Source organism: Vibrio intestinalis (genome assembly GCF_025195085.2).
GTDB classification, from domain to species: Bacteria; Pseudomonadota; Gammaproteobacteria; order Enterobacterales; family Vibrionaceae; genus Vibrio; species Vibrio intestinalis.
The window spans coordinates 40,585-61,557 of sequence record NZ_JANAVY020000006.1; the positions used below are offsets into that span (position 1 = coordinate 40,585).

At 45.6% G+C, this 20,973-nt stretch carries 19 protein-coding genes; 13 read left to right on the forward strand and 6 right to left on the reverse strand.

Features of this window, described 5'->3' with window-relative positions; genetic code table 11:
* Window position 1 precedes the first annotated feature (1 nt).
* Genes phrB through MU515_RS10660 form a run of 3 tightly spaced genes read right to left on the reverse strand, consistent with a single transcriptional unit; the run spans window position 2 to window position 3,217 of the window.
* Window positions 2-1,414, reverse strand: coding sequence for a deoxyribodipyrimidine photo-lyase (gene phrB, locus MU515_RS10650; RefSeq protein WP_260260408.1), 1,413 nt, complete (start codon window positions 1,412-1,414; stop codon window positions 2-4).
* A 59-nt stretch (window positions 1,415-1,473) separates the two neighbouring features.
* Window positions 1,474-2,277: a MerR family transcriptional regulator gene (locus MU515_RS10655; protein WP_260260409.1), complete on the reverse strand. Its 804-nt coding sequence runs from the start codon at window positions 2,275-2,277 to the stop codon at window positions 1,474-1,476.
* Complete coding sequence (locus MU515_RS10660; protein ID WP_260260410.1) at window positions 2,267-3,217, reverse strand: YbgA family protein; 951 nt, start codon at window positions 3,215-3,217, stop codon at window positions 2,267-2,269. The genes MU515_RS10655 and MU515_RS10660 overlap by 11 nt, the downstream gene beginning before the upstream one ends.
* A gap of 378 nt (window positions 3,218-3,595) precedes the next feature.
* Here MU515_RS10660 and deoD point away from each other — a divergent pair, with 378 nt between their 5' ends.
* The 7 genes from deoD (at window position 3,596) to MU515_RS10695 (ending at window position 12,638) form a co-directional block, all read left to right on the forward strand.
* Entirely contained in the window at window positions 3,596-4,306 is a 711-nt protein-coding gene (gene deoD / locus MU515_RS10665; RefSeq protein ID WP_053439710.1) for a purine-nucleoside phosphorylase, read from the forward strand.
* 62 nt (window positions 4,307-4,368) lie between these two features.
* A complete protein-coding gene (locus tag MU515_RS10670; protein WP_260260411.1) occupies window positions 4,369-5,838 on the forward strand; it encodes a lactate dehydrogenase in 1,470 nt (489 codons plus the stop codon).
* 124 nt (window positions 5,839-5,962) lie between these two features.
* Window positions 5,963-7,426, forward strand: a complete 1,464-nt coding sequence (locus MU515_RS10675) for a hypothetical protein (protein WP_260260412.1) — start codon at window positions 5,963-5,965, stop codon at window positions 7,424-7,426.
* Window positions 7,427-7,430: 4 nt separating this feature from the next.
* A complete protein-coding gene (locus tag MU515_RS10680; RefSeq protein ID WP_260260552.1) occupies window positions 7,431-9,011 on the forward strand; it encodes a GGDEF domain-containing protein in 1,581 nt (526 codons plus the stop codon).
* 138 nt (window positions 9,012-9,149) lie between these two features.
* On the forward strand, window positions 9,150-9,569 hold the full coding sequence (locus MU515_RS10685; RefSeq protein ID WP_260260413.1) for a DUF3302 domain-containing protein: 420 nt from the start codon (window positions 9,150-9,152) through the stop codon (window positions 9,567-9,569).
* A gap of 2 nt (window positions 9,570-9,571) precedes the next feature.
* Complete coding sequence (locus MU515_RS10690) at window positions 9,572-10,702, forward strand: HlyD family secretion protein (protein ID WP_260260414.1); 1,131 nt, start codon at window positions 9,572-9,574, stop codon at window positions 10,700-10,702.
* Between the two features lie 172 nt (window positions 10,703-10,874).
* The gene (locus MU515_RS10695) at window positions 10,875-12,638 is read left to right on the forward strand and encodes a GGDEF domain-containing protein (protein ID WP_260260415.1); all 1,764 of its coding nucleotides are present in this window, start codon (window positions 10,875-10,877) and stop codon (window positions 12,636-12,638) included.
* Between the two features lie 4 nt (window positions 12,639-12,642).
* Here MU515_RS10695 and MU515_RS10700 read toward each other — a convergent pair whose 3' ends face one another.
* Window positions 12,643-13,821, reverse strand: a complete 1,179-nt coding sequence (locus tag MU515_RS10700; protein ID WP_260260553.1) for an MFS transporter — start codon at window positions 13,819-13,821, stop codon at window positions 12,643-12,645.
* A 152-nt stretch (window positions 13,822-13,973) separates the two neighbouring features.
* Between MU515_RS10700 and MU515_RS10705 the strand changes: the two genes are divergently transcribed.
* Window positions 13,974-14,465 (forward strand): GNAT family N-acetyltransferase, encoded by a 492-nt coding sequence (locus MU515_RS10705; RefSeq protein ID WP_260260416.1) that lies wholly within the window; start codon window positions 13,974-13,976, stop codon window positions 14,463-14,465.
* A gap of 47 nt (window positions 14,466-14,512) precedes the next feature.
* Here the strand turns inward: MU515_RS10705 and MU515_RS10710 are convergent, their stop codons facing one another.
* Window positions 14,513-14,788 carry a GNAT family N-acetyltransferase gene (locus tag MU515_RS10710; RefSeq protein WP_260260417.1) on the reverse strand — a complete coding sequence of 92 codons (276 nt, stop codon included), beginning with the start codon at window positions 14,786-14,788 and terminating at the stop codon, window positions 14,513-14,515.
* Window positions 14,789-14,955: 167 nt separating this feature from the next.
* Between MU515_RS10710 and MU515_RS10715 the strand changes: the two genes are divergently transcribed.
* From MU515_RS10715 to MU515_RS10725, 3 genes are all read left to right on the forward strand, one after another.
* On the forward strand, window positions 14,956-15,687 hold the full coding sequence (locus tag MU515_RS10715) for a flagellar brake protein (protein ID WP_260260418.1): 732 nt from the start codon (window positions 14,956-14,958) through the stop codon (window positions 15,685-15,687).
* A 125-nt stretch (window positions 15,688-15,812) separates the two neighbouring features.
* On the forward strand, window positions 15,813-16,727 hold the full coding sequence (locus MU515_RS10720; RefSeq protein ID WP_260260419.1) for a polyprenyl-phosphate transporter: 915 nt from the start codon (window positions 15,813-15,815) through the stop codon (window positions 16,725-16,727).
* A 167-nt stretch (window positions 16,728-16,894) separates the two neighbouring features.
* A complete protein-coding gene (locus tag MU515_RS10725; RefSeq protein WP_260260420.1) occupies window positions 16,895-17,770 on the forward strand; it encodes an AEC family transporter in 876 nt (291 codons plus the stop codon).
* On the opposite strand, the gene soxR is transcribed toward MU515_RS10725, so the two are convergent.
* Window positions 17,759-18,211 carry a redox-sensitive transcriptional activator SoxR gene (gene soxR / locus MU515_RS10730; RefSeq protein WP_260260421.1) on the reverse strand — a complete coding sequence of 151 codons (453 nt, stop codon included), beginning with the start codon at window positions 18,209-18,211 and terminating at the stop codon, window positions 17,759-17,761. The two genes, MU515_RS10725 and soxR, sit on opposite strands and share 12 nt — an antisense overlap.
* A 633-nt stretch (window positions 18,212-18,844) precedes the next feature.
* On the opposite strand from soxR, the gene MU515_RS10735 reads away from it, so the two are divergent.
* Both MU515_RS10735 and MU515_RS10740 read left to right on the forward strand, forming a co-directional pair.
* A complete protein-coding gene (locus tag MU515_RS10735) occupies window positions 18,845-19,552 on the forward strand; it encodes a response regulator transcription factor (RefSeq protein WP_260260422.1) in 708 nt (235 codons plus the stop codon).
* The gene (locus MU515_RS10740) at window positions 19,542-20,972 is read left to right on the forward strand and encodes an ATP-binding protein (protein ID WP_260260423.1); all 1,431 of its coding nucleotides are present in this window, start codon (window positions 19,542-19,544) and stop codon (window positions 20,970-20,972) included. The genes MU515_RS10735 and MU515_RS10740 overlap by 11 nt, the downstream gene beginning before the upstream one ends.
* The last annotated feature ends 1 nt before the right edge of the window (window position 20,973 follow it).

Below are 20,973 nucleotides of genomic sequence, written 5' to 3' on the forward strand. Positions count from 1 at the left end.
ATTAAAAATCCTTCGCTTGTTTAAACAGTTGCAAGGTTAGCGCCCTTTCGGTTTTGTGATCAACTATTGGCGATGGATATGACACGCTACTAACATTCGGCCATAGCCAAGGTTGATGAATAAACTTATCGGGCACAGCTTCAAGCTCTGGTAGCCAATGGCGAATAAACGCCCCTTTAGCGTCAAATTTCTCACTTTGAGCCATTGGGTTAAAAATCCTAAAATAGGGCTGAGCATCGCACCCCGTAGACGCACTCCACTGCCAACCACCGTTGTTAGCCGGATAGTCCCCATCAATCAAGTTAGCCATGAAATAGCGCTCACCATGATGCCAGTGAATATGCAGATGCTTGGTCAAAAAACTCGCCACAACCATACGTAAGCGATTATGCATCCAACCGGTCTGGTTTAACTGACGCATCGCGGCATCTACAATCGGATAACCAGTCTTACCCTGCTGCCATGCAGCAAGCTTGTCAGGCTCGTGATGCCACTGAATATTATCCGCCCAGCTTACAAAGTTATGCCCTTTTGAAAGTTTAGGCTCAAAGTGAATAAGGTGCTGATAGAAATCTCGCCAAACCAGCTCGCTTTGCCATATCTCACGGCCTGCACTGATTGGCGGTTGCTGACCATAATACAAACGTGCCAAACACTGACGAATAGACAAAGCACCTATAGCCAAATAAGGAGAGAGTTTGCTAGTACCAAACAAGGCCGGAAAATCACGCTGCTGATGATAGTCATCCACCGATTCGTTGCAAAAATCACGCAATAATTGTCGGATCGTTTTCGTGTCTGCCGGATAGGCTTGGCTCGACTTGCGTGGGTAATCAAAACTGCACTCAGGGCTATACCTAAGTTGGTGCTGGCGCAACTCATCAGACGATTCAACAACGCTTGGCTTGGAAACCATCAATGGTTGAGCGGCGAAACGTGCTAAGTAAGCGCGTTTAAACGGCGTAAAGACTTTGAAGTATTGTTGCTGCTTATTAACGACTGAACCGGGTGGAAACAGACATTTATCATGATGGCGAATCAACTCAATAGAAGTGGATGCGATGCTGCTTTTTAACTCTTCATCTCGCTGGCTTTCATTCCATTCATATTCTCGATTCAAATGAATATGAGTGACATTCAGAGAGAGAGCTAGGCGTTGCAATGCTTCGACGCTGTCTGAAAAGGTATCCACTTGCAGGTACAATAACTCGATGTTAAGCAGGGCCAAATCTTGCTGCAAGCAGGCTAATCGACGAGCGACTAAATCTGCTTGAATCGGGGCTAGATCATGGCTTTGCCAGGTTTTAGGCGTGGCAATATACACTGCTACAACTGGCTCACCTGTTTTGGTCGCTTCAATCAGAGCGCTATTGTCTTCTACTCTTAGATCGCGCCTAAACCAAACTAATCTCATACGCTCGCCTTGTTATCTCGTTACTATTTTCTTTATGGCCAAACGACTATGAGGCATAACTACTCAGTCACTGCCATCAAAGATGTAAGCAAATCATTGCTAATCAGTTTATCGCCCAACCGTTCTGCTAAGCGGTTTAGCAATTTTACTTGGGTTGCTGAAGGGGCTTGAGAGCTGTGCAGAGCCAAATGAGTAAACTTGTCTATAGAAGGATGGTCAATCAAACCTGAAATATCCGATACCCCTTCAATCAAGCTGATATGTAGCCCTTGCTCAAGTAAGCTCAGCGACCACATTTTGGTGCTTAATGCACCTAGAACGTCAAAACTCACCACCAAGCATTTCCCTTTGTGTGCGGCTTTGTTTTCAGATTCAATGATCGCGCTAAGCTGAGCGCTGAAGATTGACTGAATCAAACCAAAATGAAGGCTTCGCTGGCCTTTTTTCATCTGCTCAATCGCAGAAAAAACCGGATTAACGAATCGCGATTCAACAATATTCAACGGGTACTCTTTAAAAACCGCTGCAACAATAGATTCAGCACGGTGACGACTCAGCTCCGCCAATGCCTGCAATAGCGGCTCTACCTCATCTAAGCGCGAGGTTTGCTCGGTCACTGATGCATTCAGATCACCACTTTCTAGCAGTCCTTTTACCTTGCCAATGGCCACGCCTTTTGCCAACCAAGCTTGAATCGCTTTGATTTGCTCTAGATGTTGCTCTGTGTAAAGGCGGTGGCCTTTGTCTGTTCTTTGTGGCTGAATAATGTTGTAGCGGCGCTGCCAAGCACGGAGCGTAACTGGCTTCACACCAGTCAGCTCAGACACTTCTCGAATCGCATAAAGCTTGTTCTCACAATCCATAGCGTAGACGTAACTCCTGTGGATGAGGGTTAAAAAACGTTTGATGATTTAAGTAGTTAGATGGATAACGGCTCATATGATGTTTTAGAAGCACCAATGGTGCAAGTAGCGGGAGCACACCTACGCGATAATCATGAATCGTTTGAGATAACTCCGCACGTTCCGACTTTTGTAAATTACGTTTGAAGTAACCCTGAATGTGCATCAATACATTGGTGTTGTTCTTACGACTTGCTCGGTGAGTCATGGCCGCCATCAAGCCATTACGGTAAATTTGGAAAAATTCATCCGGTTGGTAGTTTTTCACGTTAGCCACCAATTTACCCAGTGCTTTATATGACTCAGGATGGTGCGCCATCAACGTCAGCTTATAACGAGAGTGGAACGCTACGATTTTTCCCGGAGTCGGCTCACCCGCCATTGATTGATAGAAGTCGTTCAAACAAAACACGCGAGCCACGAAGTTCTCTTTAAGAACCGGATCATTTAAACGGCCATCTTCTTCTATAGGCAACCAAGGCATCTGCTTCATCAATTGCTGGGTATACAAACCTACGCCATTGTTGTCGGCATTATGTTTACCATAAATTTTTACACGCTCCATGCCACAAGTCGGTGATTTCGCACAGACGATGTAACCACATAAGTCTTGCTTAGCTAAACCATTAACACGCTGCTCAGCGTAATTCACCATGGTCGAGGTATGTTCTTTTGATGCATCCTTTGTCTCGACTAAAGCCACACGCTCTTTGTCTGAGATTAAGCGGATAGTCGGACGAGGCACAGGCATGCCAGATTCCACTTCCGGACAGATAGAAAGAAAGTCAAAATGGGTCGCTAACTCTTGATGAACAAAGCGACTACGCTTATGACCGCCATCAAATCGTACTTTCTCGCCCAACACACATGCACTTACGCCAACTTTAATTTTTGTATCCATGGTAATTACTCCGCTCAGTAAAGGTGTACAAAATTAATATACGTATAAGTATTAGCACAAAGATCACGAGTTATACAAAAATAATTTACGTATAGGATTGTACAAGATACCTCTATTCAGAACTTTTTCATGGCTTAATCAATGAATTTGTCATGCAAATACAACTGATTGAATAGTTCGCAAACGTTTCCCGAATCGATTGCATTACCACTTTCAACATAAATGGTTATCAACACCCATTTTCATGGCATAATCCGTATTTTTTGTGACGAGCTTCTCAAGGAATCCCGCCATATCTAGCTAGTATGGCTTCAACAGATTTATTGAAGTTCAACATAATTAGTAATCAGAACTTACTAACTCATTGGAGTAACGACTATGGCAACCCCACACATTAACGCTCAACCTGGTGATTTCGCAGAAACAGTTCTAATGCCAGGCGACCCACTACGCGCTAAATACATCGCAGAGACTTTCCTAGACGATGTTAAACAAGTATGTGATGTACGTAATATGTTCGGTTACACAGGCACTTACAAAGGTAAAAAAGTATCTGTAATGGGCCATGGTATGGGTATCCCATCATGCTGTATCTACGTTCACGAACTGATCGCTGAGTACGGCGTGAAAAACGTAATCCGCGTAGGTAGCTGTGGTGCTGTACGTGACGACGTTAAACTAATGGACGTTGTTATCGGTATGGGCGCGTCAACTGACTCTAAAGTTAACCGCATCCGCTTCAACAACCACGACTTCGCAGCAATCGCTGACTACGGTCTTCTAGAAGAAGCAGTAAACCAAGCGCGCGCTCAAGAAGTGCCAGTGAAAGTGGGTAACGTATTCTCTGCTGATCTTTTCTACACACCAGAAGCTGACATCTTCGAGAAGATGGAAAAACTAGGCATTCTAGGTGTTGATATGGAAGCAGCAGGTATCTACGGCGTAGCGGCTGACCTAGGCGCAAAAGCTCTGACAATCCTAACTGTTTCTGACCACATCATCCGTGGTGAAAAACTAAGCTCAGAAGAGCGTCAAAAATCGTTCAACGATATGATGAAAGTGGCACTTGAAACTGCAATCAACATCTAAACGTTTTACCTTCGCTGCCAAGAGTGCTTCTTGGCAGCCCAAATTATCCCGAGGGGGCGATTGTGACATCAGGCAACCTGCCTAAGGAAGCAAACGGGTTACAACTCAACTTTTGTAAAACATTGGCGTGTGACAACTTTGGATTGAGCGATGCACAGCATTACATCGTGCAACATGCTAACCCTAAGCGACCTGCGATGGTTTGCCGCGAGTGTGGCGCTTTCCCCCCCTTACTTAACAACCAAGAAGTCCTCAACGAGTTACAACGTTTAAGACAGCTTCATTGCGAAGGCCTGCCTGCGTGTCGTAACGAAGAGTGTGACTACTTTGGCCTTTCTGTTCATACCCACAAACACCTTTATCATGCCTTCGGCTACAGTGGCGATCGCCAACGTTATCGCTGCAAATGCTGCCAATCGACATTTGTTGATAAATGGTCAGGAATAAACAAAAAACTCGCTTTTCAAGAAAACCTCCTTGGTTTGCTCTTTATGGGCTACTCGGTGCGCGAGATTTGCCGCAAGTTAGAGATTAATCCAAAGACGTTTTACGACCACGTTGATCACATTGCCAGCCGCTGCCGTCGCAAGCTTGCGATGTTTGACGCACGATGGGTAAACCATGCTGAGCGCTACGAGCTCGCTTCTCACTACATGCCTTTACAACCGAAAAGTAATAACGGCGTATTGTGGATTGCGACTGGTGAAGCCCACTCAGGTTATATCCTTTGCCAACATGTCAATTATTCGGCGGAAGAAGAGCCTGAAGGTGAAGTGGACCATAATCCATTTGAATCGCCAGCGCGCTTTGTTTCACGAGATCACTACTCAGAAGCGAACCAACCAACGCCTGAACCTTCACCCGTTTTGCGTGAAAGAATTGATCAGCAATACCAAACCATCTTGGCGCGCGGCAACGTAGAAGACCCAATGGGTAATCTCACCGTGTTCAATTACCCCTCTAAAGGGGCATTGATTCGTCCACCTTATACTTCCTACGCGCACTTCCTGCATGTGCTTGATATGTGCCAGCAAGAGCGGCAAGTTTCGATCTATTTGCCGCAAGACCCTGTGCTAAGATCTGCCGCTTTAAGTGTTTGTTTGCCGAGAATTAAATCTGATTCGGTCGATTTAATGTACGTTGAAGAAGACGCAAATTGGCAACTGAATCGCAGTTTAGACAAAATTGATATTGTGCATATGGGTTGGTGGCGAGACCGCTGGGCTATCACCCAATCTGGCGCACAGGCTAAGGGTATCTGCTACCTTGCAGGCAGTAACAATAACCCACGCCTATGGTTAAACAAGGCCTCAATTAGAAAGATTGAGTTCTATCAACATCGATTCCAACTTTTGTTTGAGGGTTTCATCAACGAACCTCGTCGCAAATTACGTCCGGCAGGCCTGCTTCCAGTATTGGATATTTTTAGAGCATGGCATAATCTTTGCTACCAAGATAAGCAAGGAGCAACGGCAGCACAAAACCTTGGCTTAACACAATCGCCTTTGACACTGCGCCAACTCCTTTCATAATTATCATTAATGTGAAGTAGCCCATTAAACCGTCGATCCGATGCTGCTTTTTGTAGCGAATGACGTGCTGCTCTTCATATAATGCTTTTGTATTATCGCTGCAAGCTGTTAAGGAATTGATTCATTGGATAAAAGCCAGCAATTGCTAGAAATAGAGATCGAACAGCTTAAGTCGCGCGTTGAGTTTGAGCCAGAGACCGTGCTGGCGACTGCCGAGCAGTGCGCAACCCGGGCCAATCAAATCTTGTATCCCGAAGGTGTCATCGCGAGCTTAATCTTAATGTCTCGGTGCTACTGGGCGCTGATGGATTACCGAAAAGGTCTCAAATGCATCCGCGACGCCCACACAAAAATAAGCCAAATCGATAACGACGATTGCCTGCCTGAAATCTTGCATATTCATGCGCTCCACTACTGGGGCCATGCCAAATACTACTCCGCTCAACAATTCTGGATCCAAACACTTGAACAAGCCTCGTTTGTCGATCAGGTTGAGTTTCAAATCGAGGCATTAATTGGCCTTGGTAACGTATGGCGCATTACTGACGAATACAATCTTGCCCTGACCACCCATGAACTAGCGGTCAAAGTGGCCAACAACAAGCGCATTGATTGGTTAGAAGGCAAAGCGCAGATTCTTCTCGCTTGGGATCACTACTTACTCAATAACTATATCGAGATGTTGTCGATTCTTGATAGCGCAGCGGAAAACTTAGGCGACCACAACGATAAAACTTGGCAAGCAGAGATTTGGGATTTCCGCGGCTTGGCATTGCTCGGTTTAGAGCGCCTTGACGACGCAGAAATAGCCACCCAAAAAGCGCACGACCTTGTAGTCGAAAATGACTTAACTTGGATGAAAGCGCACTCATACATCAGCCGTGCGCGCTTAGAGCTGCTGCGTAAAGATGCCACCAAAGCCACTGAACTACTCACCATTGCCGAGCAATCTGCCGATTCGTTTGATAACGGTGAATTACTGTCGCAAATTTACTTCCAACAATCTGTTGTCGCCGAAGAAATCGGTGAATACCGCATCGCGCTAGATGCGTTTAAAAAATACCGTACTCACAGCAACGAGATGCTACGCGAGCAAACATTCCGCGAAGGCAGCGACCGAGCTCGTTCATCAAAACGAATTTTGGAACAGCGCGCTCGTAAGCTGATCAATCGAATCCGAGCTCAGTACGAGTACGACCCAAACAACCATTTAAGCCAAATGGTATCGGAGACCTATTGGTGGGAGCAGCTGGTTTTATTCAAGACTGAGCTGAAAAAATCCAATCACGCGGTGATCATGATTCACCACTCCGATCCGCGCTGTTTAGAGATTTGCGCCGAACTTGCGCACTCTATGTGTAATCCAGAAGACTTAATTTCCCGTCTTAGCTCAGAGCGACTCGGTATCTTATTGGCTGAAAAAGATACCGAAGCGAGCGACTTCTTTAGAGTGCTCGCACAAATGATTGAAATATACCCTTGGCATCGCAAAGGCATTAAGCACTCGTTACCTAAAGTGGAATTACAAGATATTCTCACCTTCCCGTTCACATTGGATCAGCTCGAAGAGAGTCAGGTAGGCATTTAGTATGATGGAAGTCTTCTTAAACAAAATCTCAGATGCCGGCCTTGATCCTGCCTCCGTCTCCGGTGAAGAAGCCTTGGTGTTTTGGAATCATGTGCGCCAACATGTCGCGACAACGCCACAGGAAAAAGCGCAAACACTGATTATCAGCGCCGAATTTCGTACCTCAATGAAGCATTTCCAAGAAGGGATTGATGAGCTACGTGCCGCGCTAGAACTCCTAACGCTACCCAATGATGCAGAGCTTATTCTTGAAGTTCGTGGGCTTTTAGCCAACCGCTTAGTTGACCATGGAGACTTCACAGCCGCGCTGAATGAGTACACCAACTCATCCACCATTGCTGTTGATAATGGTTACATTGACGCTTATGTATTGTCCGTCATCGGCATGGGTAACCTATGTGATGCCTATGGTGATCACAACCGCGCCCTTCGCTATTACCAAAAAGTGGATGCCATTGATCACGCCATTAGTAGCCGCTCACTTCGCCTACGCTATAAGCTGTACATGCTGTCATGCTATATCGAGTTGAACCGCATATCTGCAGCCAAAGATCTGATCAAAGAGTGTGAAGAGCTAGGTATCTTAGTCAGCGATAAAGTACTCGCTGGGCAAACACTGCTTTACCAAGCTAAATTATTGCGTCAACAAGGTAAGTTGGAAGACGCAATGCGCTGTCTAGGCCACGTGCAATATGCAGCCGGCAATATCAACTCTAACTGGCTATCGAATATGATCCGCATGGAGCTTGGCTGCTGTTTGAACGAAGCAGAAAAGATTCATTTGGCAGATTGGGTGTTAGAAAGTGCCCACAAACGCATTAAGCGTGAAGGCTCACCAATTCTTAACCTCAAATTGTGTAATGCGCTTGCCTCAGTGTATGAAAAACAAGACAACCTCAAAAAAGCATTGGAGTACCACCGCCGCGCATTTCGTATTGAAAACGATTTGATGAAAAAGATCCCAATTTGCGAATTGGGTGCTAGCCAATTACGTCGCCTATCGCGCTTTGAGCTGCAACTGAAATTGATCCTCTCTGAAATTGAGAACCGCGAACTAAAAGAAACCACTGAGCACCAAAAACATGCGGTAGCCCAATTACAGCAAGACGTATTCACTGATCCGCTAACAGGCCTACATAACCGTCGTTGGTTAGATGTGAAACTCAAAGATCTATTGCTTCACGAAACGCCGTTTGCGCTTCTGGTTGTTGATATTGACCACTTTAAGTCAATTAATGATGAGCTAAGCCATCTGATTGGTGACAAAGCCATTGTTAACGTCTCTTCCGAGTTGGCGTCTTATTTTAAGTTCCGCGGCGCTTCGTGCGTTCGTTTTGGTGGTGAAGAATTCTTGGTTATTTTAGAGCGCCAGAATATCGCCCAAGCCGAAATGCACGCTGAAAACTACCGAGACCGTATCTTCCAATTCAACTGGCAAGATATCCTTGGCGAGCGTGGCCTCACTGTGAGCGTCGGCATTACCTTACACCGAGAAGGTGAAAATACTCAGCGTACCTTCTACCGTGCAGATAAGGCGCTCTATCGAGCCAAAGCCAACGGCCGTAACCAAGTTTGCTGTGAATGACTTTGTAAGCCGTGACCAATGTCACGGCTTCTTTCATTCACAAAATCCCGCTAAAATATTCCATAATCCTTTGATTTTGCTCCTATACTCATAGAACAACCATCTATACCTGCGTTGGCCAAATCACAAGGATTAACTATGTTTCTCGACTATTTTGCACTAGGGTTACTGATATTCGTCGCCTTGGTTATCTTCTACGGCATTATTGTCATTCACGATATTCCCTACGAGATCTCTAAAGAGCGCGACCACCCACATCAAGACGCGATTCACTATGCTGGTTGGGTCAGTTTATTTACACTGCATGCGCTGTGGCCATTCTTATGGATATGGGCAACGCTATGGCGTAAAGAGAGAGGATGGGGCTTTCAGCGCCTTGAAGAAGAACAGCATGACATCCACCACCGCGTCGATGTACTGATTGACCAAGTTCAGACCCTGCAACAAGAGGTGAGCAAACTTAAACAAGCCAACGAAGCGCTCACAACCAAGCAAGCGGATAACAACCCAGAGCCAACTGAACCAGCAAAATCAAACAACCAAAGTGAGGAGAACTGATTATGGATCTACTGCTCATCCTCACCTACGCCGCTTTGTGTATTACCATTTTCAAAGTGTTTCGCATCCCGCTTAACAAATGGACAGTGCCTACCGCGGTACTCGGCGGTGTTGTGCTTATCGGCGCACTGATTTTGTTGATGAACTACAACCACCCATTCACTCAGATTGGTAACCAAGTCTATTCATCAACGCCAATCGTATCTGGTGTGCGTGGCCGAGTGATTGAAGTGCCTGTTGAGCCAAATCAGCCACTTCAACAAGGTGATGTGCTCTTTAAAATAGATCCAATCCCTTATCAAGCAGCCGTCGACAAGATCAAAGCGCAAGTCAAAGAAGCAAGCCAAGGCGCGCTTGGATTAGAGTCTAGTTTGCAAGAAGCGCAAGCCGCTCAAATAAAGGCTATCGCAGACCGAGACAAAGCTGAGCGTGAGTATTCTCGATACCAACGAGGCTTTGACAAAGGGGCATTCACCGAGCAACAAGTGGACACCCGGCGTCAAACCTACAAGGCAGCCCAAGCGGCATTAAATGTGGCTCAAACCAAAGTAGAGCAAGCGCAAATCGCCCTTGACTCTGAAATCGGTGGCGAAAATACCGCGGTTGCAAAACTGTTGGCCGACCTACGCAAAGCTGAGTTCGATCTTGACCAAACGACAGTGCGTGCTCCGACCGATGGCTTTGCCACTCAAGTTGCGCTGCGCCCTGGGGTAATGGCCGTTCCTTTACCGCTTGCACCTGTGATGTCATTTGTTCACAGCGAAGATTTGCTTTATACCGCAGCGTTTCGTCAAAACTCGTTACAACGTCTGAAACCGGGCTTTGAAGCTGAGTTTTTGTTCCGCTCGCTACCGGGCAGAGTATTTAAAGGCGAAGTGGTTGAAGTGTTACCTGCTATTGGCGAAAGCCAATTCCAAGCTCGCGGTGCGTTGTTTGGCTCTGACGCATTAAGAACTAACGGTCGTGTATTGGTGACTTTACGCATTACCGATGACCTAAGTGAGTATCAATTGCCACTCGGCACCGCGTTTGAAGCGGCCGTATATTCTGACAGCTTTACTCATGTATCGATCATGCGCAAAGTGCTCATTCGAATGAAAAGCTGGCAGAATTACTTGTATTTAGATCATTAAGCAAATTGATAAAAGCGTCAAATAAGATATACATCAAGCTTTTAGTTTACTTTACCTAATTTGATTGTGAATACCCTAAAGGCGCGAGTAGAATCGCGCCTTTCCTTTTTTACATCACTTCGGTTTCATGGTTTCTTATTTTATAAAACTGCTTGTATTCACCCTGCTATTCATGCCTTTCAGACTCATGGCGAATGGCTCAATTCAGCATGGATATGAACTGCTCAAATCTAATCCAACCGCAGTCCTAGAAATCATCCAGCCGCTTGATGTGAATTCATTAACAGTATTAGAACAGCTTGAATACTCTTACCTGTTTGTCGCCTCCAATAACCTGCTCGGTCACTACCCAACCAGTATCGAATATATCGAGACCACCGAACTGCCTACTCCGCAAAATGCCACTGAATTTCGCCAAATGCTCAATCTCGCGATACGTATGGCTTGGCCGTATGAAGCCACCAGCCAGTTCACTACGGCACTCAGTTGGTATAAAAAAGCGGAAGATATTGCCATTCGTCTGCAAGACAAAGAAGAGCAAGGGTACGTAAAGCTACAATACAGCGCGGTTTACATGCAGCAGGGTTACTCATGGCAGGCATTAAACATTGCTAAAGAAGCTCAGCAGTTATTGGTGCACAGTAAAGATGCCGCCATTGTTGCCGATCTCAATAGCCAACTAGGCATTCTTTATTACTTAAACGGTGATTATTCGGAATCCATTTCTCTACAGAACAAAGTACTTGTCCAAGCAGAAAAAGACCACAGCGTACAAGAGCGAGCCGCCGCCCATTACAATATGGCTAATGCTTACCTAAAATGGGGCAAAGAGAGTAATAAAGGACTCAAGCTACTAAAAGCGAACCAGCATTATAAAAACGCACTCAAACTCGCTATAGAGTTAAACTCAAACTACCTAAAGCGTAATAATCTACTGGGCTTAATTGCTCTACACACCTATTCAAGCAACCTCGTTATTGCAGGGGAGTATGTCAATCAGATCTTAGCGCTCGATATTGAAAACCAAGGCTTTGGCGCCCTGTCATTCCACCTGATTCTGGCGCAATACTACGCGAAGACAAAACAAACTGAAGTGGTGCAGCCACACCTAGACGCAGTGATTGATTATTTTGAGCAACACCACGATCGATTACCAAGCTATGCGGTGATCAAGCAAAAAGAACTGGCACAACTCTACGCTAGCCTAGGTGATTATCAACTTGCCTACGTATGGCTTGAGCGCTACAACAACCAAGTGCTTAGTAGCCAACAGCGTAACTTGCAGCAGCAGGTCGCGACACTGAAATCTGAACTTGATAACCAACGTCTATTGCACGAAAACAGCTTACTGAGCCTACAAAGCCACCGCTCTGGCGTTATCACATTTATCGCGTTATTGATCGTCTGTGTTACCGTCGCGATGCTCTATTGGCAGTTCCGCAAAAAGCACTTGTTCTACAAATTATCTAACACTGACTTTTTGACAGGCATTGCCAATCGTCGCTTCATTATGGAAGAAGGCAAGCGCCTTTACCGTCGCCAAAAGCTGTCTAGTATTGTGCTTGATATTGACCATTTTAAATCAATCAACGACCAATTTGGTCATGATACTGGTGACTTAGTTCTGAATGATGTCACCAGCATCATGCAGCAGTTTTTATCTCATGGGGAAATGCTAGGCAGAATTGGTGGGGAAGAATTTTTAATCGTGCTGCCAAATATTACTCAACAAGAGCTACAAGAATACGCCGAATGTCTGCGGGTACAAATTGAAAGTCACCCATTTAAGACCCACTTAGGTCAACCGCTGCAAGTGACAGCAAGTTTTGGTTTAGCGGCTTACAACGCAAAAAGCTTGGCCACGCAGTTTACGTGCGCAGACCAAGCTCTCTATCAGGCCAAACAGCAAGGCCGAAATTGTTGGGTGCTAGGGTAAGGCCCTAGCTCCATTTCATTACGCGGACTTCGTTGCCCTCTTCCGGTTTGCACGGAATATTAAGCGACAGCATCAAAGAAACAGCCGCCATGGCAGCGCCGATGAAAAATACAGCGGAAGGCGATACCAGCCAAATCAAACCAAACGTAACTGGGATGACAACAGCCGCGATATGGTTAATGGTGAACGAAACACCCGCGGTTGATGCCATATCCGCAGGATCTGCAATTTTTTGGAAGTAAGTTTTGATCGCCAAGGCAAGAGCAAAGAACAAGTGATCGATGATGTACAACGCCGCGGCCCACTCTGCGGTTTGAACAAAAGCATACCCAACAAATACGAAAATCAGGCCAACGTATTCAAACATAAGTGCCTTACGCTCACCAACGCGGCCAATGAACTTACCAATACGCTTAGCAAACAAAAAGTTAAACACATAGTTAGCCACAAATAGCAGCGTAATATCTGCCGCAGAATAACCAAATCGTTCAACCATTAAGAAGCCCGCGAATACGGTGAAGATTTGACGACGAGCACCACTCATAAACGTCAGCGCGTAGTAAAGCCAATAACGCTTTCTCAGCACTAACTTCTTATTTTGCGCCACTTTGGTTTCAAACTGTGGGAAGGTCACGGCAATCCACATCACCAACACAAATCCTATTCCACCAAACAGCAAATACACCCATTTAAAATCGAGTTGGAAAACTTCTAAACATACCCATAACGAGCCATAGGTAAGCAGTGAGGCCAGTGCGCCGATAGAAATGTATTTACCTAGCATTTCTGGCGCTTCTTCTTTGCTAAGCCACTGTAAAGCTAACGACTGTTTCAAGGTTTCAAAATAGTGGAAACCGGTCGACATCAGTAATGTCGTTAACAGCAACCCTGTCAGCGATGGGAAGAAGCCCGTAATGGCGCTACCTAAAGTCAGCATGGCCAACGATACAATCATAAATCGCTGTTCACGAATAAACAGCAAAACAAAGATAACCGTGAAGGCTAGAAAGCCCGGAATTTCGCGAACACTTTGCAATAATCCAATATCCGCACCATCAAAATTAGCGCGCTCAATCACGAAGTTATTCAACAACGCCATCCAGCTTGAAAAGGCAATCGGTACAATTATGGAAATGATCAGCAAAAAGTTTTGGGGCGTTTTCCACGCCGAGGGTTGGTTCATCATTTACTTCCTATTTGGTCAAGCTTTCTACACTACCTCGCAGACCTAGAGAACACAATTTTATTTACAATTTAGACATTACTTTAACTTTCATGGACTTATCAAAAAGCTCGCGTTATGGTGTTTGACTAGTTGTTAAGAAAGGAAGCCATATGAACATCACTATACGCCGCACGTTACCAAGCGATGCCCAAGCTATCGCAGATATTTTTGCTCAACCTAAAGCACATCGTGAGACCTTACAGCTTCCTTACCCTACCGCTGCCACATGGGAGAAGCGCTTAGAAAACATGCCAGATCATATCTATAGCTTTGTTGCCGAAGTGGATGGCAGAGTAGTGGGCAACTTAGGGTTTGAACACCTACAACGCCCTCGACTATTACATTGCGGTCAATTTGGCCTTGCCGTGCACGATGACTTTCATGGCCTTGGCATCGCGAGCCAATTAATTAAAGCCGCGCTCGATTTGGCGGATAACTGGCTGCAGATAAAACGAGTTCAAATTGAAGTGAATACGGACAATCACGCCGCCATCGCGTGTTATAAGAAATTTGGTTTTGAGATTGAAGGGGAGGCCAAGCTCTCAGCATTCCGCGCTGGAGAGTACGTCAATACCTACTACATGGCTCGAATTAAAGCTTAATCAAATCAAACCCAAAACCGCGACGCGGCATAGTGCCGCGTTACTCATTATGCTTTTAGATGCTGCCATTGCGGGTTACGCTCAAAATAAACCACGACAAAGCTGCAAACTGGTTCTACTTTTTTACCCATTTTTTCGATTTCAGGCAGTACAGCTTCCATCATCACTTTACCGTATCCTTTCCCTTGAAGGTCTTCTGGTACTTTAGTTGAGGTGATAGCAAGCACTTCGCCTCTAGGCTCATACGCAACAACGGCATATTGTTCATCTTGCAGATGAACGCGAAATTGTTGCGCGTCTGGTTCAAAAAATACACTATGCATGATATTGACTCCGAAAGTGTTACTCAGCTCAAACTTCTAACATACATTGAGGTTTGAACTAATGCCAATCAATAAATAGAATCAAGCTAATTAACCATAGGCTGGGGTTCACCTCTGATTAAAGCCTATTACAACAATAATTTATATTCTTGGCACACGGTGACTAAATGAATTCCCAATTAGGGGCGTCAACTGAAGCTGAAGCTCGACAACAAGAACAACGTTCGACATCAACCATCAATAGTAATGATGCGTTAAGCATGATCGATCATGGTAGCGAGCTAAACATTGAGATAGTCACACCTGTCGGCACTACTTACCGCGGTAAAAGCTTATTTATTGGCACTCACTCAAATCGCATGATTCTGCTTGAGCTACCAAAAGTATCTGATGATCAGCTTGAGTACTTTTTCCAAGAAGGTTTCTGGGCCACTATTCATGCGATTTCGCCACGCGGTGAAGGGGCCATTTTACAATACCGCAGCCAAATTCTTCACATTGTCAAAGCGCCAGTCGCGATGATGTTAATGTCGATTCCTCAAACGATGCAGGTCACGCCGCTGCGTAACGAACCTCGTTATGAAGTGGCACTTGAAGCCAAAGCGCATACCATGAACCATCGCATTGATTGTGAAATTCGCGACCTGTCCAAAAGCGGCTGCATGTATATCACGCCAAGTTTATCTCGCCCATTTAAGGTCGGAGAACTTATTGAACTGCACCTAACTTCCGGCAAAGAGCATAAAAGCTTTGAACCGCTGTTTGGCATTGTATGTAACGCAAGGCAATCGGGGCATAAGCGCCAGTATGGGGTTAAGTTTGACCAACGTGGTAAAGCCAATGTAAAAACCTTACTCGCCAATCTAAAATATGACGGTAGCCGACTTAGCCTGCGTTAACTAATCTGATTTCTGCTCTCTCTTTTGTCCATCTTATTTATGGGTCACTTTTAAGTGGTTTTTTCATACTTTTTTGACATCAGAGTGAGTATACTCAGGCCATCTTCAACCATTAATCATATTGAATGAACTACTTAACCACTTTCTTCAAAGGCATCGCTATGGGCGCTGCTGACGTAGTACCGGGTGTATCTGGCGGTACTATTGCCTTCATTACTGGTATTTACGATACATTGCTGGAAAGCATTCGCCGCATTAACCCAAGTGTGCTTGGCATTTGGAAGCGTGAAGGCTTTAAAGCGGCGTTTAACCACATTAACGGTTTCTTCCTGATCAGTTTGTTTGGCGGTGTGTTCATTAGTATCGCAACCCTAGCCAAGCTTATTTCTTGGTTATTGGTCACTCATCCTATTCCACTATGGTCATTCTTTTTCGGTCTGATTCTGGTTTCCGTGTTCCATATCTTGAAGCAAGTAGAAAAGCGCACACTTGATCGCTTAGTGTTTCTTATTTTAGGTATCGCCTTCGCTTACTGCATTACCATCCTAAAGCCACTGCAAATGGAACCAACCAGCATCAACGTAGTGATCGCAGGCGCGATAGCGATTTGCGCCATGATACTACCGGGGATATCTGGCAGCTTTATTCTGCTACTTATCGGCATGTATGCCCCTGTACTGGGCGCAGTAAAATCATTCGACATTGGCATCATCGCACTGTTTCTATCAGGCTGTGTGGTTGGCTTATTGAGCTTCTCGCACGTGTTATCTTGGCTGTTAAAACGATTCAGAGACGCGACACTAGTCTTTCTCACCGGTTTGATGATTGGTACGCTACCTAAAATCTGGCCATGGAAAGAGACTCTTACTTGGCGCATTAACTCAAAAGGTGAAGAAGTACCGCTAATTCAGCAAAACCTTTCTCCATTTGAGTTTGAAGCCGTGTTTAACCAACCCGCTCAACTTGGCTTAGCCATCGTTATGATGTTTGCCGCCATCGCACTTGTACTTGGTTTAGAGAAGTTTGCCGAGCAAAAATAAACCGCTCGACTACCCCACACCTTCAAGGCCAGCTTATTGCTGGCCTTTGTTTATCGGTGCGTAGGCTCACTGATGTACACCCAATTTTCTTATCCCTATCACTAGGTGACTCGAATGAACAAGCCTGATATTGTTCATTTATAAAACAATAATGAGTCAACGATGGAATGTTTGAACAAATCATAGGAATCCTCTTCCCCGTCTTCGCTTTAGTCATGGTTGGATTTTCGGTCGGTCGCTGGCTTAAACCTGATTTCACCCCTATTAACCGCATCAATATGGATGCATTCACCCCTGCGTTGGTGTTTTCTTCTCTCGTGGCAATGCCACTCGATACCGAGCAAGTTCCCTTACTCAGTGCAGCCCTAATCGCGGTACTCGTCCCCGGGCTAGTAATGATTCCGATCTGTTGGCTATTTAAAATCGATTACAATGCATGGGCGCCGCCACACATGTTCCGCAACAGCGGCAATCTTGCTATCCCCTTGTTCACATACACCTTTGGCGAGTCCGCCATTGCAGCGGCAGTGCTGCTATTTGTGGTATCCGCTTGTACCCATATTAGCCTTGGCTTGGCGGTATTAAGTAAAGGTAACCCACTTAAACAAGTGGTAAAAATGCCCGTATTTATTGCCGCAGCTTGTGCACTTGCACTCAACCTCGCAGAGATAGAAGTATGGAAACCACTTTTTGATGCCACCACACTACTTGGCCAAGCGGCAGTACCTGTGATGCTAGTGTCACTTGGCGCTCAGATGTGCAACATACGCCTTAGCGGTTTATCCATTGGGCTATTTTGCACCTTGCAGTCACTGATTACGGGAGGAATTGCGTTTGGATTGATTTACTACTTTGTGCCGTTACCCAAGATGGAGCTGCAAATGATGGTGCTATTTAGCATGCTGCCACCCGCAGTAATGAACTATCTATTTGCCGAGCGCTTCAATATTGCACCCGCACAAGTGGCATCGATGGTGCTGTTCGGTAACTTTTTCAGCATACTGACACTGCCGATTTTATTGATGTTTGCCCTATCCCTTTAACACCGTATCTTCAGGGTTAGTAAGTAGCGATTCGCCACTGTGCTCTTGAGCTCTTTCATCTTGCGGGTTTCGAAGGTTACAACTGTCTAATGAAAGGCAGCCACACCCAATGCATCCGTCGAGATCGTTTTGTAGTGCTTTTAGCTGTTGAATGCGATGCTCTAAATCTTGCTTCCACTGGGTCGCCATTGACTCCCACTGGCTTTTAGTTGGCGCTTTATGCCTGGGTAAGCGTTCAAACGCACTGGCAATATCTTCAAGTGACATGCCCACCTGCTGCGCTGCCTTGATCACCGCAACTCTGCGAATAACACTTCGGTCGTAACGACGCTGATTACCTTGATTACGCCAACTACTGATTAACCCTTTCTGCTCATAAAAATGCAAAGCAGAGACCTTAACTCCCGCACGCTCTGCTACCTGCCCGACCGACATTTCCATGCTTCACTCTCCTTGCGATTACTTCCCGCTTATTGTAATTGACCTAGCACTATTTGTGAGCCTAGTTTTTGGTCAACACATAGATTAATTGTTTAGTCTGGCCGCTAACGAACATTTACTGAGAAATAAGCGATTCATCATAAAAATAGACACATTGAAAGTGACAGCGTCACAAAATCAACTCTATCTCAAACAAACGACTAATGTTTAGATCTCAGTGGTTGAGCGGGTCTGAACAATTGTTGATTGCATAGATACGCTCTACAGGAAGAAAAGTGAGTAATACGAAATAGAAAAAGCCAACCTCCTCTGGAGGCTGGCTAAAGTTCTTACCACTTCTAAGCTGGGGGTTCAGGAGCGGGTAAGAATGGACGATTGACCCTGTCACTATGCGAGGAAGGTGTCGAGTGCTCTGATAGTGTCCACACTCAGAATACTGCAACCTCGGCGAAAGAAGGTTACAAAAATACTGTCATTTGTAAGAGCCCACTTACAAAAAATCCTCATCCTCTGTCCGTAAATCATACACTGTTACTTTGAGATATTTATGCGTAGTGGCATCATTATCAATGACGATAATTTAACTGATTAACAGCCGGTTAGATCACCAAAGGTTGCGAAAAGAAGGGCAGCATGACAGGTAAACAGATCCTTGTAGTCGATGATAATCTCGACCTACGCGAAGCATTAACCGATTACCTAGGTAAAGCTGGGTTTGATGTTCTTGGCGCTGAAAACGGCAAAGCCATGTGGAAAGTGCTTGAACAACATCAGCCTGACCTAATCATTCTCGATATAATGATGCCCGGTGACGATGGCTTTACGCTTTGCCAACAACTGCGCCGAACCTCTAATGTACCCATTATCATGCTTACCGCAGTTACCGAAGAAGCCGACCGAGTGGCGGGGCTTGAAATGGGGGCCGATGACTACATCACTAAATCATTTAGCCCACGAGAATTACTTGCTCGTATCAAAACTATCCTACGCCGCAGCATTACAACGCATAGCGCTAAATTAGCTCGCCGAGTGCGATTTGATGAATGGCAATTAGATACCGTCACCAGACAACTTACCCACATCAATAACAACACAATTAAACAACTGAGCGGCGCTGATATGTCTCTGCTTGGATTGTTTATTTCTCATGCCGAGTCGATTCTCTCTCGCGATGATATTGCGCGTGAAATTTGGGGACGCGATGCTGACCCTTTTGAACGCGGTATCGATGTTCAAATCAGCCGATTACGTCACCATCTAGATGACAAAGATCGCTCCTTGATCCTAACGGTACGCAATAAAGGCTACATGCTGACATCCGGTGTCGTGTATGAAAGCTAAGCCATGGTCAAACTCCTTAGTCACTCGAGCGAGTTTGTTCTTGCTCGCGGTGATTTTGCTTGCCCAGTTACTTGCAGGCCTCATTTGGTATCAGCACAGCAGTGAGAAAGACCAAGAAGGGTTAAAAACAACCGTTAATAGCCTCGCGATGAGTGCCGCTTCCACTATTTCATTTTTCCAAACGTTACCGCCAGAGTACCGCCATTTGGTGCTTAATCAGCTACGTAATATGGGCGGCACACGCTTTTTCGTCTCGCTCAACAACCACCAAATTCCGGTCTCGCCACTGCCAGAAAGTGCGCGCAAAACCATGGTTATCGATGAAGTGCAGCAAGTGCTGTTAAGTGAGCTCAAAGATGCACCGACCATCAATGTAGAATTCACTCGCCGCGATAAACTGAAAGTGTTCAACAAAGAGCTGCCAATCGACGAACTGCCTATGTTGTGGGGGCATTATTCGCTCTCTTATGGTGATCTCAACCCGCCGATCTTAGTCATTCAAGTCAAAGTCGATGACAATGCGTGGTTCTACTTGGCTGCGGTGCTGCCTGCGCCTTATATCAATTTAGAAACCAGCTATTTTGAGATTCGTGAATGGTTCACCATGCTGCTGTCATCCTTGCTGCTGCTTATCTGCACATGGTTTGTAGTCAAGCGCGAAATACGGCCAATTCGCCAACTTGCTAAGGCCGCGACCTTGATGTCGAGCCGCTTGAAAGTACCAGAAGTTAAAGAAGAAGGCAGTGCAGAACTCAGAGCCGCGGTACACGCTTTCAATAAGATGAACCGCCGCATCGACAGCCATATCAAAGACCGCGAAATGCTGTTTGGCGCGATCTCTCATGATTTAAAAACACCTATAGCTTGTCTCAAACTGCGTGCAGAAATGCTCGACGATGATACCGAACGCGAACGATTCAGTCGCATCGCCAACGACTTAGACCTGATGGTCAAAGGGGCATTGCAATGCATCAAAGAGACCGACATTCATGAAGATATTGAAGCGATAGACTTACACCAGCTCGTGCTGCATATCGCTGCCTCTCTCGATCCAGAAAGCCAAACCATTGTTATCCATAACGGCGCGGTACAGCCGTATGCGGGTAAACCGCTGGCCATCAAACGTTGCATTCAAAACTTGGTCGATAATGCCCTCAAATACGGCAACCAATGCGATATCTACCTACAAGAAGACACTGATTCTATTCGCGTCATCATCGAAGACCATGGTGAGCAACTCGACCCATCCACACTGGAAAAACTTTGCCAACCCTACTATCGCGGTAAGAGCAATAAACCGGGCAATGGGTTGGGCTTAACCATTTCACAAAGTATTGCTAAAGCCCACGGAGGCAGTTTGTCATTGAGCATGACAACACGTGGCGGCCTGTGCGCTACGTTGGCCTTCCCTAGAGATTAAC